Source organism: Pirellula sp. SH-Sr6A, assembly GCF_001610875.1.
In the GTDB taxonomy this organism is placed as follows: domain Bacteria; phylum Planctomycetota; class Planctomycetia; order Pirellulales; family Pirellulaceae; genus JBKCUI01.
Map to the genome: position 1 here is coordinate 5,736,433 of NZ_CP011272.1, position 12,880 is coordinate 5,749,312.

10 protein-coding genes and 1 pseudogene are annotated in these 12,880 nt (G+C 51.2%); 6 read left to right on the plus strand and 5 right to left on the minus strand.

The genetic code is table 11. From position 1 onward, the window contains the following. Window positions 1-211 precede the first annotated feature (211 nt). A complete protein-coding gene (locus VN12_RS22180; RefSeq protein ID WP_240491228.1) occupies window positions 212-4,666 on the minus strand; it encodes an endo-1,4-beta-xylanase in 4,455 nt (1,484 codons plus the stop codon). A gap of 1,070 nt (window positions 4,667-5,736) precedes the next feature. Here VN12_RS22180 and VN12_RS22185 point away from each other — a divergent pair. Together VN12_RS22185 and VN12_RS22190 are read left to right on the plus strand one after the other, a co-directional pair. Beyond that, window positions 5,737-6,039 (plus strand): hypothetical protein, encoded by a 303-nt coding sequence (locus VN12_RS22185; protein ID WP_146678845.1) that lies wholly within the window; start codon window positions 5,737-5,739, stop codon window positions 6,037-6,039. A gap of 112 nt (window positions 6,040-6,151) precedes the next feature. After that, window positions 6,152-7,141 carry a DUF1254 domain-containing protein gene (locus tag VN12_RS22190; protein WP_205855119.1) on the plus strand — a complete coding sequence of 330 codons (990 nt, stop codon included), beginning with the start codon at window positions 6,152-6,154 and terminating at the stop codon, window positions 7,139-7,141. Window positions 7,142-7,495: 354 nt separating this feature from the next. Here the strand turns inward: VN12_RS22190 and VN12_RS26280 are convergent, their stop codons facing one another. The 3 genes from VN12_RS26280 to VN12_RS26715 form a co-directional block, all read right to left on the minus strand. Beyond that, entirely contained in the window at window positions 7,496-7,741 is a 246-nt protein-coding gene (locus VN12_RS26280) for a hypothetical protein (RefSeq protein ID WP_146678847.1), read from the minus strand. Between the two features lie 382 nt (window positions 7,742-8,123). Beyond that, window positions 8,124-8,267, minus strand: a complete 144-nt coding sequence (locus tag VN12_RS25995) for a hypothetical protein (protein WP_168164576.1) — start codon at window positions 8,265-8,267, stop codon at window positions 8,124-8,126. An 80-nt stretch (window positions 8,268-8,347) separates the two neighbouring features. Next, window positions 8,348-8,761: a DUF2188 domain-containing protein gene (locus VN12_RS26715; protein ID WP_315850179.1), complete on the minus strand. Its 414-nt coding sequence runs from the start codon at window positions 8,759-8,761 to the stop codon at window positions 8,348-8,350. On the opposite strand from VN12_RS26715, the pseudogene VN12_RS26875 reads away from it, so the two are divergent. From VN12_RS26875 to VN12_RS22210, 3 genes and pseudogenes are all read left to right on the plus strand, one after another. Continuing rightward, window positions 8,760-8,948: pseudogene (locus VN12_RS26875) on the plus strand (helix-turn-helix domain-containing protein); the annotation flags it as partial. The gene VN12_RS26715 and the pseudogene VN12_RS26875 overlap by 2 nt on opposite strands. Before the next feature lie 216 nt (window positions 8,949-9,164). Continuing rightward, on the plus strand, window positions 9,165-10,001 hold the full coding sequence (locus tag VN12_RS22205; protein ID WP_240491229.1) for an ImmA/IrrE family metallo-endopeptidase: 837 nt from the start codon (window positions 9,165-9,167) through the stop codon (window positions 9,999-10,001). Between the two features lie 28 nt (window positions 10,002-10,029). Then, window positions 10,030-10,554, plus strand: a complete 525-nt coding sequence (locus VN12_RS22210) for a hypothetical protein (RefSeq protein ID WP_146678850.1) — start codon at window positions 10,030-10,032, stop codon at window positions 10,552-10,554. A gap of 654 nt (window positions 10,555-11,208) precedes the next feature. Here the strand turns inward: VN12_RS22210 and VN12_RS22215 are convergent. Beyond that, on the minus strand, window positions 11,209-11,571 hold the full coding sequence (locus VN12_RS22215; RefSeq protein ID WP_146678851.1) for a four helix bundle protein: 363 nt from the start codon (window positions 11,569-11,571) through the stop codon (window positions 11,209-11,211). 542 nt (window positions 11,572-12,113) lie between these two features. On the opposite strand from VN12_RS22215, the gene VN12_RS22220 reads away from it, so the two are divergent. Further along, window positions 12,114-12,827: a hypothetical protein gene (locus VN12_RS22220; RefSeq protein WP_146678852.1), complete on the plus strand. Its 714-nt coding sequence runs from the start codon at window positions 12,114-12,116 to the stop codon at window positions 12,825-12,827. Window positions 12,828-12,880: the final 53 nt, after the last annotated feature.

Genomic DNA, 12,880 nt, shown 5'->3' on the forward strand with positions numbered 1-12,880 from the left:
GAAAATCAAGCTAAGACGAACAAGCGTTCGCTTGTTTGAGGTCTAGTAGCGAGGGAGGAAATAGACTTTCATAACTCCTGGATCCACTTTTGGGGAACACTCCATCGCGTCATCAGCGAACAGCGAATGTTATTCACGATGCTGATGACACGTTGATTGTGCCAAACTTTGCGATGGCAGATCGTCGAGCATGACGCCTCTTACGGCTTCATCAATTCCCAAAGTTCTTGGTCTCTATGGTCCACGGATCGCCTATTTTCCGTTGGCCGCTCTCGCCAAGGAACATTTTGGAAGACTCTTGCTTTCCTTTGAATTGCCAATCGAGCCACGCCAAGGCGACCGGGGAATACTCTCCGCCATGGGGGCGACGATAGGTTCCACCGTGCCCAACATCTAGATTGGCCATGACGATCGGGACATGATCGACACGAGAGAAATCATCCATGGCATTCTTGTATGCGATGTCCTTTGGTCCACCCATGATGTAAAGAACTGGCCCATGAAACTTCTTTAGGTCATCCTTGGTGAGTTTCGGCATGGCCATCATGGGAGAGGGGGCCGGTAAGACGCCGCTGTTGCAAACAATTGTGGTGGTGATCCTTGGATCGCTCGAAATCTCGATCGCCTGCAAGCCTCCGCATGACATTCCCATCGCGGCAACCTTGGTCGTGTCGATCCTTCCGGAGTACACACTCTCTGCTTTGCCATTTTCAGCTATGATCCATTGAAGGGCCGTAAGCAATTGAGCTGAATCTGTTCGTTCGCGAGACCTGTCGCTGCGTTGTTCGATATCGCTCAGCAATCCAATTCCAAGCACGATGTAGCCATGCGACGCGATTTCATTGAGGAAGTTCTTGTGCTCTTCGGTTGTGTTCGCACATGCTCCGTTACCCCACAGCAGAACAGGTAGCTTTCGTTCGCCGGTGAATGGGGATAGATCCTCTGGTCGGTAGATCGTCATGCCAGCCAGCGTCGGTGACTCGGTCGCAATGGCTGAATACGGTCCCTGTCCACCATCTTCCAATTGGATCTGCTTCGGTGAATCCGAGCTTCCTTTCGCATCGCCATTTGTGATCGTGCTCAAGATTCTCGCGTAGGCAGGTTTGGGTTGGTTGTCTGCATCAAAGAGAAGCGGATGCTGTCCCCAACGCCAAGTACGGCGATCGTTGAGTCCCCAGAACGTAATGCGTTCGATGATATCCTCATGCTTTTTGAAGATGCCAAACAACCTCGCATAATCCTCGGCTTGTACCTTCAAATCTTCTACCGAAGGAGGAGTAATGGTTCGCGAACGAGGCCCACCGAACTGACCGCCCGATTCGCCCCGAATGGTAATATCCAATTCCGTGATACTCACCTTCAGCCCCAAGGACGCATAATCCGTAATCGCTTTTTCGATATCGTCAAAAGGGACTCGCCCGCTTCGCCAATGCCCCTGAATGCCAACTGCGTCTATCGGAGCCCCTTCCGCAAGAAGTCGTTTCAGAAGAACCATCGAACTTTCATGCTTAGGGCCAGACTCAATGTTGTAATCGTTGTAGTAAAGTACCGCGTTCGGATCCGCTTCACGCGCATACTTGAAAGCCAACGTGAGGAACTCAGGCCCAAGTGCTTTATGCCAATTGGAATTCCGCAGATTTTCTGTCTTGGCGGTTGCTTCATTGCCGCCATCGTTGATCGCCTCATTGACAACATCCCAACTTTGCAGTTTTCCCTTGTAACGTCCTACGAGCATCTCAATGTGTTGCCTCATTCGGGTTTTGATTGTCTCGGAATCGCCCCCTTCAAAAAACCAATTCGGTGTCTGGGCATGCCACACAAGCGTGTGACCGTGAACGGTCAATTTGTTCTTTTGAGCCCAGTCCACTAACGCGTCTGCTCGGTCGAAATCCCAGCGATCCTCCGCAGGATGAACCCGCTCAGGTTTCATACAGTTCTCGGGAGTGATGGCAGCAAAATGGTCAACCGCCACTTTCAATTCGTCGTCGGAGTAACGCGAAGGGAGGTCTCCCGCCATCCCGATCAAAAACGATTCTTGGAAGGCGTCTTTGATGAAGCGATCGATTTTGACGCTGATAACAGGCTCCGTATTTTCTTTCGGAGATGGGGCTGGAAGATCTTGTGCAGCAAGGGTTTCTGAACGTTGTCCTTCTGACCGCGGTTGCGAAGTGTTCGTTGCAGTCTCTGGTATCAAGACATGGACCGATTGGGAACGCTTCGCGGTGGCTTGTTCCTCAGCAAATGGACCAACATTTCGCGAAAGGCGGATCGATTCGCCATGGATCCGGCCCACGTACTCAATCTGGATTTCATTGCCGCCCAAGTTCAGGTTTTCAATGAACTTGACAGTATCTCCTTCCAGCTTCACGTCGCGAAACTCAACATGTCTCGAACGGCCGTCGAGCACTGCATTCGCCGTCGCGGACAGTGCACCAGCCTCACGCTGAAAAGTCATCATATAACTCTGCAAACCGATCTGCGTATCAAAGTCGACCTTCCAAGTGCCCACGAGTTTATCCTTGGGTTGGAACAGAAGCGGTGCAAATTCTTTCAGACTGCGACGCCATGTCTGCCATTCGTGCGCAGTTTCGGGTGAAAGGTAATAGCGAGCATTGATCCCCAACTCCTGGAGTTGCTTCACCGAGTCCGCAGGATCTCCACCGCGACGCGCTCGTCCCTCGCCGACTTCCTTGCTACCGTAGCTGACAAACACTAGTTTCACTTTTTCCTTAAAACCATCGGTCTTCTCGGCATCCTCTTTCCCAATGGTTGCGCCGCTGAAGAGTCCGATGTGCGAAAATTTGTCGAGATGTCGTAGCGTGATCAGTCGAGTTTCCATGCTCCCCATCGACAACCCGGCCATGGCCCGGTTTGGCTGGTCGGTCAAAGTACGAAAATGGTTGTCGATGTGTGGGACCAATTCGTCAACCAGCACTTTCTCAAAATGACTTATGTCGAAGTCACGCATTCCGCCGATGCGAGTTTCGTTGGTCATGCCATACGTCATCACGATGATAAACGGCTTCGCATTGCCTTCAGCAATAAGGTTGTCCATGATCAGCCCTGCGTGCCCTTGAACGCTCCAGCCGTATTCGTTTTCTCCCCAACCATGCTGGAGGTACAGCACGGGGTAACGCGTGTTTGGGTCGCTGTCGTATCCAGGCGGCGTATAGACAAATGCACGACGTTCCGAGTTCGTGCTGTCTGAATGAAAGTAGATTTCACGAACTTGTCCGTGCGGAACGTTCTTCAACGCGTAGAATTCCGCATCTGGAGCTGGAATTTCAATACCACTCCCCCAGCGCATGGCTCCGAAGTAGTACTTACTGTTGGGATCAGGCACATGAGCACCATCGATCACCAGCTCATAATAGTGAAAGCCGACATCGAGTGGCCGCGAGTAACCGGTCCAAACACCATCGTCCCCTTTGATAAATTCCGTGCTGTCTCGAAACGTCGTCGACACACTCTTCGCATCTGGCGCAGTCACTTTAAACTTGATTCGACCCTGTGAGTTCACCTGCGGATACTCTTTGCCGGGTTGGTTGGTAAAAGCGGGTTTAAAATCATCGGTGATTCCATCCGGCGTTTTCTGCGGTGACGAGGATGTGTTTGTCTTTTCCGCTTCCGGATTAATAGGGGAAATCGGACTTGGTTGGAGTGCGGTTGTTGATTTTTGACTAAGAGCCGCTTTGGTCGCTTCATCGTTGAAGACGAACTGGGCGAAGTAGTACAGGTTGTTGCGCCAGTGAGTCGCGTCGTGACCGTGAGAATCGACGTTCCAAAGATGCGGAACATTTTTGCTCTTCAGATAACGCTGAGTATTCTGGCTGATGTTGATCAGTCCATCTTTGTTTCCACACGACAGCCACAACAGCTTCAGTTGTTGTTTGGCTTTGTCTGCGTCAGGAACCAGTTCTTCGGGCTTTTTTGTGTTGGGCGCCGCGGAAAATCCTCCGATCCAAGCAAACGTATCCAGATGGCCGAGGCCAAAATTGAGCGACTGTCCGCCCCCCATAGAAAGACCCGCAATCGCTCGATGCTCTCGATCAGCCTGCACCGAGTATCGTGATTCAATCTTGGGAATGACATCATCCAAAAGGTCTCGCTCGAATACACCAAAGGACGGAGCAGATTCAAAGACATTGCCGACAGGCCGGTCATTCTTCTGAGCGCGTCCGTTTGGCATGACGACGATCATCGGCTTGGCCTTCCCATCCGCGATCAGATTGTCGAACAGCATGTCCGGTGTCGCGAATCGCTGCCATTCGGTTTCGTCTCCACCAATACCGTGAAGAAGGTAGAGCACCGGATACTTCTTTTCCGGCGAATATCCGGGAGGCGTATAGACGTTCAGCTTTCGGACCGTGCCAACCGTTTTCGACTCGTAAACAATCATTTCCAACTTGCCGTGCGGAATGTCGTCTCGCCTGGCAACAATGCTGTCTGACGGATCCGGATAGATCTGCTGGTCGTCGGGCCCCAATACGATAGGTCCTCCAAAGCCCCCGGGGCCTGGTCTATCTTGCTGCGGACGATTCTGCAGCCCTGCATTTGGTCGAACTGCTTCCTGTACCTGCTTCTCAGCCTCCTGTTTCGGCTCGCCCTGAGCCTTGAGCATCGACGGTATGAACAACAGCACTGCGAGAAAAACCATCCATCGCATAATACGTTCCTTGAGAAGAGGATTTAGAGTCCGGAAAGACTTTTGTCGGATTCGATATTGTTTTTATGAAGCCTTAGAGGCAATCTCACTGGAATAGGACGTCAGTCCAGAAAATCACTTGCAGTAGTAATCACGTGAGCCACACACTCGCGCTCCGCTCCATTCCATGGACGGTGCAAAGACAGGAGTGTGCGAATCTCTAGCAATGACTATGCGACTTCACGTTCTGATTCCGAACCTGCTGCTCGGAATCCAACGCGCGAGGAAAGGTTCGAACTCTTGCTTTGGTCAAGCTCACCGAGTGGGGAGGATCGTCCGTCAGAGGTGCCTTCCATTCCATCAGTCTCCGTTTGTTAGCAGGATCGATCACCGCACCGAATGGTATTCCATTCGGGCAGCAAGATCGCGCTGAGTCATCGCCAGCAGCTGATGGGAATCGGTCATAACTCTAGGCTCCCACTCCGAAAACCCTGCATCAGGTCGGCGATGAAGAGCGTAGCAAACCGTCCTCAGATCCAGAGGTAGTTCATCACTCGCCACCACCGCCCTGTCCTCCGCTCTCCCCAAGTCGTGAGTATACGCACGAATGTAACCGTTGTGGTAGGACCGTCAAGCATTTGGACTGAATAGTGGCGAGTAAACTCAGAGCGAACGGCTCTCGGAATCTCTATCGTTTTCGAAAAGGTGGATAGTGAGAAGTTGGCCAGGCAGAGAACATAGAGCATGGTTGATTCGCCGCCAAAAGCATCGCAACGGCATTTTGTGTTGCGTCAATGGCTTTGTGATATACTCAGCTCCTATTTGTGGTGAACAAAAGGGAGTAAACGCACGCATCAGCAGTCGCGATCGGAAATCCATTCGCACTGGCTTGCGTGTTTGCATTCGTCGCGACAAGTGGGTGGACCATTGATGCGCTGGCTCAAGATGGTCAAACGACTGTTGCGTTGGGAATCAGAGGATCTTCGGTGGATGGAGCCGCTCTTCCTTTTCCGCATTCGCTATTTGCATCTACTGCAGGGCTCACATGCTACGTCGATGACGGCACCCTCCTTTTTGAGTACAACCTTTTCATGATAGAACGGACAATCATTAAGGCTTCGGAAACGGTGCCTGATGGGAAAGTGACCGTTGAGCTTCAGACGACCCGCGATGGGACGGGCATCAACGTCCTCCTCAACATCGTGATGAGGGTGAATGGGAAAGAGGTTGACAAAGGGCAAGTGCCGATGTCAGCCAGCATTTTTACGGCCAACGAATGTTTGGATCTTGGACAGGATCTCGGTTCACTAGTGTCGAAATCCTATTACGACGAGGCCCCATTCGCATTCAACGGCAAGGTGCTTATGACCCTGATCCCTTTTCCAATGAAGTGATGCTTGCTCGTTCGTCGAGAGGGCTTGTTATCGTTTCCAACTTCCCTATGAAATGAGGTACTCCAACGTGCGAGCGAATTTAATTTCAATTCTCGTGGCACTTTTCGTCTCGATGAGCAAATCGCCAACGGCGTTCTCCGATGATCGAACGCCTGTGCGGGTGACGGTCGATAATTTCCGCCGGGCCGAGTCGGAGATGTACTTTGCACGGTTCGTCAAGGAAGGCGGTTTCGGGAAATTCAAACACGAACGTGAACTGGCCCCAATCGACAATCAAACGGTAATTCGCCTGAACCGTGATACTTTGTACTCGTTTGGCGTGTTCGACCTCGATGCCGGGTCGGTCAGCATCAAGCTTCCGGACGCAGGCAAGCGGTACATGGCTGCGCAAATTATTGATCAGGATCATTACGTTCCTGACGTATTTTACGCGCCTGGAACATACGAGGTATCGAAAGAAAAGATCGGCTCTCGATATGTGTGCTTGGCGATTCGGACGTTTGTGAACCCCAATGTGCCAGCGGACTTGAAGGCCGTGCACGCCCTCCAGGACGCGATCGAGGCCAAACAGGAATCTGTGGGCAAGTTCGAAGTTTCCAACTTCGATCCGACATCCCTCACAAAGGTTCGCGAGGCACTGTTGGCGTTAGCCGCTGCCAACGGCGGTATCGACTCAGCACGTATGTTCGGACGGAAGGGCGACGTCGATACCGTGCAGCATCTCATCGGTACTGCCGCCGGCTGGGGTGGCAATCCCCGGAATGCCGCGCTCTACGCGGGGGACGTGCCGGAGCAGAATGACGGTAAGACGGTTTATCAATTGACCGTTAAGAACGTGCCGGTCGACGGGTTTTGGTCGGTGAGCGTTTACAACAAAGGAGGATATTTCGAGAAGAATAAGCAGAACGTTTATACGATGAACAATGTCACTGCCGTGCCCAACGAAGACGGTTCTGTCACCATCCAATTTGGCGGCGATGAGAAAGCACTGAATTGCATACCGATCATCCCGGGATGGAACTACGTCGTCCGAATGTATCGTCCTCGACAAGAAATTCTGAACGGCACATGGGAGTTTCCAAAGGCCCGGCCAGTGGAATAACTATTCATGAGTCGTCGCGTTTATGCGTGTTGCAACCAAACTTTCTCGCCGCAGCCTGGACTCGACCACAGCGAATTGGAGCTTATACGATTGGAAATCCGCTTCGCGCTAAGGCGCCAGGACGCAAATTGGTCAAGATGAATCTTGGCGCCTTTGCGCCTTGGCGCGAGATTTGTTTTCGGTCAAGCCATCATGTCTCTCGGTCTTGAAGAATGTAGATCAGACCCGATAGCATGCTGGAGCGCTCCCCAAAAGTTGATCTAGGAGTTATGAAAGTCTATCGCCGCAAACGGGAGGAGGACTTTGTTGACGAGAAAGCGAAATCGGCATTCGGCTGACCAGATTGTGAAGAAACTACGAGACGCCGATGCTATGCTCGCTGCGAGCATTCGCTTTGAAGATCGATCCTGAAAGGATCCAAGCTTGTAGCCGGGGGTTGAGCGCAGCGACACTCCCGGTCACGACCACAACCTCTTCTTTCCCGAAGGGATTACAGAGCCATCTTGCATCCCGTCGGGATGCGTACACATTGGGAAAGCCACCGGCGGAGTCGCTCGCGCTCAACCGCCGGCTACAAGCTGCTATGCCTTCGGCATTCATGTGGCCGAGTGGATCGACTCGGTCGAAACCTTGACGGGAGCGGACTGCGAAACCCTATGGCAAGAAGGTGTTGGTAGTTCTTGTTATCTGTGCAGACTTCGTCTGCGAAGTCGACGGACTTTTGGTAGACGAGAAGCTTCTCGAATGCGAAGGCCATGATTCTCTCGGGCGGAGGAGAAGGGATGGGCTAGAAGTGACAGACTACTAGATGGGGCGTTGGATTGCAGCAATCGTGTTTGACAGGGCTGCGGCTCTAGAAAGTAGTGAGTGGAGAGTAGACCGAGTAGAGAGGGAGAATGAAGATTTTGTAGTTGGATCGGTGACCTTCGGTGCGATGCCGATAGGCTCCGGTCTTGTTTTTCTACTATCTACTTTCTCCCCTCTACTCTCTATCGATACCGTCCTGCTTCTCACCGCGTTCTGCGTACAATTTAAGGCTTTCATTCGACCAGAGCTTCCGGTAGTAGCGAAGGCACATCTGCTCGGATTCGTCCTCATTGTTCGGTTGCTGGAAACGAAAGCCCATTGGCGAATACACCTTTTTCTAGGTCGCGACTTAAGCAGTTTCAATTCACTCGATCACTGAGAAAAATCACTGCTTCGATCCTACTTTGACCCATCTCTCGGCGGACAAGGATCGTTTCCAAAACTGTCTTTGTCGCGAATCTGTCCATTCGGACGGTGAATCACCAGCTCGCTTTGATTTTGTTGAGCAACCTTGCGTCCGGCTTCTGACGCCGCTTGCTGGGGCCTGTGGTTTGATAGAGGCTTTTGGGTCCCCTCTGTCTTAACCGCCCAACGATTGCCGCTTGGGACCACATACACATTCTTCTTTACCATCGAAAAACTCCTGGTTTTAGGGCCATTAGCCAGAAATCGACCCACAGTCGTCGAGACGATGCTATCATTGTTAGATAATCGCACATAACTGTCAATGAATTGCGAAAAAGTGTCGACTGGAGAATAATGGTCGTGGTAGGGGACTCCCTCTGCAAGCCACCCAAAAAGGACGAGACCCATGCACAACGAACAACTCGCTCTAGCATCCAGGCTGAAAAACGCCCGTAAAAACGCGAATCTCACCCAAGATCAAGTTGCCCAAAGCCTTGCACTTCAACGAACGGCGATTGTTCAAATCGAAGCGGGAAACCGAGCCGTGAGCACTCTGGAATTGAGCAAATTTGCACAACTTTATGGTTGCCCAATCTCCAGCTTTTTTTCGAACGACGACACTCCGATGGAAGAAGATGCACTCGTTGCGTTGTTTCGAGCGACTCAAACGGAAGGTGACGATGCCCCGTGGCAAGCGGAGGTTGCTCGATATCTTGAGATCTGTCGGGCTGGTGTCGAATTGGATCGGTTGTTGGATCGCCCACCGCACGCGGGTCCGCCATCGTATCAGTTGTCTCAACCGCAGAGCACTATGGAAGCTGTGGAACAAGGCGAGCTAGTGGCAGAAAATGAGCGCCGCCGGTTGAGTCTAGGACACAATCCAATTGCTGACATGGCCGAACTCATCAATGGACAGAACATCTGGGCATCCGGAGCCGTCTTGCCGGATGAAATGTCCGGGCTGTTTTTGCATCACAGCTCGATCGGTCTATTCATTCTGGTGAATTTCAGTCATCCTCGGGCGAGGAAGCGGTTCTCATACGCTCACGAATATGCGCACGCGCTGTTAGATCGCGAAGCTACTGCAACTGTTTCCATTGCCGCTGATAGAAGGAAGCTAACTGAGGTAAGGGCCAATGCCTTTGCTGCTTCTCTATTGCTCCCACGAGCAGGCGTCGACGCATTCCTAGAATCGCGGTTTAAGGCAAGCCCCAGTGTATTAGACCAAGCTGTATACGATCCGATGGCAGAGGAAGATCGCGGTGAAGTGAAGGCTTCTCGCCGAGCAGCCGCCTTTTCCCAGGTTCTTACCTTTGAAGACGTGGCTGCACTCTCGCACCATTTCGGCGTGAGCTATCAAGCTGCTCTATTTAGGTTGAAGAGCTTAGCCATCGTGAATGCCCCGGAATTTGAGGAGCTGCGAGAAAAAGAGAATCTTGGCTTGCGGTTCCTACAATTGTTGGAGATGTGGGACGATCTGTATGGCAAGGAAACCCGCTCTCCAGACCGGGAACTCATTAGTCAGGTCGTTCACCTTGCACTGGAGGCTTTTCGAAGAGAAGAAATTTCTTCCGGGAAAATGAGAGATCTGAGCAAGCTACTTGGAGTGCCCTCGAAAGAACTGCTTCAACTGGCCGAGGCTACTTGATTCCTCGTTACGCCAAGGATGAGCAACGATGAGCACAAGCGTCGTTATCACGGACACGAGCGTTCTGATCAACTTCTTGGTCCTCGATCAGCTTCATGTACTCTCCCAACTGACGGAATTTGTTTTCTCCGTGACTGAGCATGTACGAGCGGAGGTCACAGAACATTTTCCAGAGCCGCTACAACGACTAAACGCTGCCTTCGAAACGGGTTCTATCAAAGAGATCTGTGTGACCGACATTGTCGAAGTTCGGCTCTTTGCAGAACTCACTACCAAAGGTCTTGGCATCGGCGAGTGTTCGGCGGTAGCTGTCGCCTTGAATCGAGGGATCAGGATTGCGATTGATGACAAGCGAGCAATTAAGAAGATACGTCGACTTGGCTACACTCTAGACACGATAGGCACTTCGGAGCTTACTGTCTGCTTGATAAAAGCAGCCATTCTTACCGTCGAAAAGGCCGACAACTTCAAGAAGGTCTGGGAAGAGGAATATCGATTCAAACTACCATTCAGCAGTTTCGCCGAATTTATCGAGCAAACGTCGGAGGAGTAGTTCCAATTTAGTCACTGATTCGGGCTGACGTATTATTAGCATCCTTCCTCAAGTACAGCCCCCTTTGCACGAAAAAGTTTGCTTCCCGGCCTAACGAGTCCCGAAGGTGACTTTCGTCGTACTCGGCAGTTCACACGTTAAAATCACTCCACCGATCCAATTAGCTCTTCTCCGGCTAGCGAAAGATAAGGGGACCACCTCGATTTCCAGAAACGCACTTCAGACGCGAGCGAATTTCGCTCAGGCAATACTGCCTGGGCGCAATGCGTTACAAAAAATGGAGATGCGTTATGAAAACCTAGAAAACCTGGTGGTGTGACATACCAATCGTCGGCAGCAAGGACGAACTTGAGTTCTTGCTGGCACTCATCCAGCATGCTGTTGCGATTTTCCTGATCTACTGCACGATCTTGGGAATCGCAGTGTACTTGTTGCTACTTTAGGTTGTCAGGCTTCCCTTCGGGGAAGCCATTTTGAAATTCGATCGCTGCTCTCACGAGCATGTACCAAAATCGCCCTCACGCTCAACCGACATAACTCTGCTTTTCCCGGCAGGCTAAACATAAGGGAAACCCTTCGTTTTTGAACCGCAAACAGCCATCCATGCGACCACTATTCGACACGCCCGCCAATTCCGGCGGGTGTGCAGAGTTTTTATATTTCGCGGTTCTCGAGTCCATTGATCAAGCCGGATAGCATGCGAGAGATATCTTCAAGTTGGGATTTGAGTTTGACGTGCTTGGGCTCGTCGATCAGACCTCGACGTTTCGCGAGTTCAAGTTGAGGGACGCATTCTTGGACGGAGCCCCGTGCGATGCCGAAAAAGTGTTTGCGCTCGGCTTTGGTGAATCGACCATTGCCTTCGGCAATGTTGGATGAAATCGATAACGCGGCGCGATTGAGTTGATCTACGAGGAAACCATAGCCGCGTAGAAATTGTTCGGTGGCGGTGCAGACTGCGTCAACGAAGTCGACGGACTTTTGGTAGACGAGAAGCTTCTCGAATGCGAAGGCCATGGTTCTCTCGGGCGGTGGAGAAGGGATGGGCTAGAAGTGACAGACTGCTAGATGGGGCGTTGGATTGCAGCAATCGTGTTTGACGACGCTGCGGTTTTAGAAAGTAGTGAGTGGAACGTAGACCGAGTAGAGAGGGAGAAAGAAGATTTTGTAGTTGGATCGGTGTGAGGAGTGCGATGCAAACCTGCTCCGGTCCTGTTTTTCTACTATCTACTTTCTCCCCTCTACTCTCTATTCGCCAAAGGCGAATCGGGGTGACAGGACACCAGTTGAACTTTTTTGGGAAGCTACTCAACGCCTTGGCTGCGAAATGCTCAGAGATTTCGCTAGTAAGGGGCATGGATTCAAACGGTTACAGAACGAATAGGTTCAAATCTGAAGCATACTGGCTCAAGTCCTCACTAAAGAGAAACCATAGGCTGGTCGACACGCGATGTGAGCTATTTATTTCGCAAGGGCAACCGATGAGCCAAGAGTATAGAAGTAGATACTGCAACAATTGTCAGAAGCAGGTTCGCGCAGAACGCCCAGGAACTAACCACATGCTTCATTTACTCTTGTCCATTTTGACAATTGGGCTTTGGCTAATCTGCTGGCTTCTCGCTTGTATCAAGATTGGCGGTTGGCAGTGTCCAAACTGCGGAGGAAAGAAACTAGATCCTGGACCGAGCCCAACCCTTAACTTCAAGAATCTATCGAGAACTTCGGGAACAGTGCGCCCGCTAGATGGTCTAGCTGTAATTACCCGATCGCAAGCTCCATCTTTGGACGAGGTCGAAATCAACGATGGAGAGAGAGAAAAAGCTATTTGGTTATTTGGTGCGCTCACGGGCTTCTTACTGGTCGCTTCACTCACTTCACGATTTTTGGGAGCAGCCGAAAATGAACAGACCATAAAAAATTCTGCACCAGAAATCACTCAAACTTCGTCGATTGAAAATAAAAGAATCAGTCCAATCAGCCATTTAGTGGAATCTTCCCCCAACACAACCTGCCAGCTCGACAAGATTGGTGCATGGATCGTTTCGAAGAAATTCGTTTTGCAACAGATCAAATCGCCTGCAACTGCCGTCTTCCAAAATGCAAAAGCCGATCTGCTGGTCGTTGCACTTGAAGATTGTAGTTACCTAGTTGAATCATACTTAGATTCGGAGAATGGATTCGGAGCGAAGGTCCGCACGAGTTTCACAGTATTAGTCGAGTACGATCCCGTAAGTGAGCGCTGGACTCACCAGAAGACTACGTTTAGACACTGAGCCAGTTGTTTTGGCCGTGGTGGGCGGCGTAACAATTCTCTTGAATAAAGTCC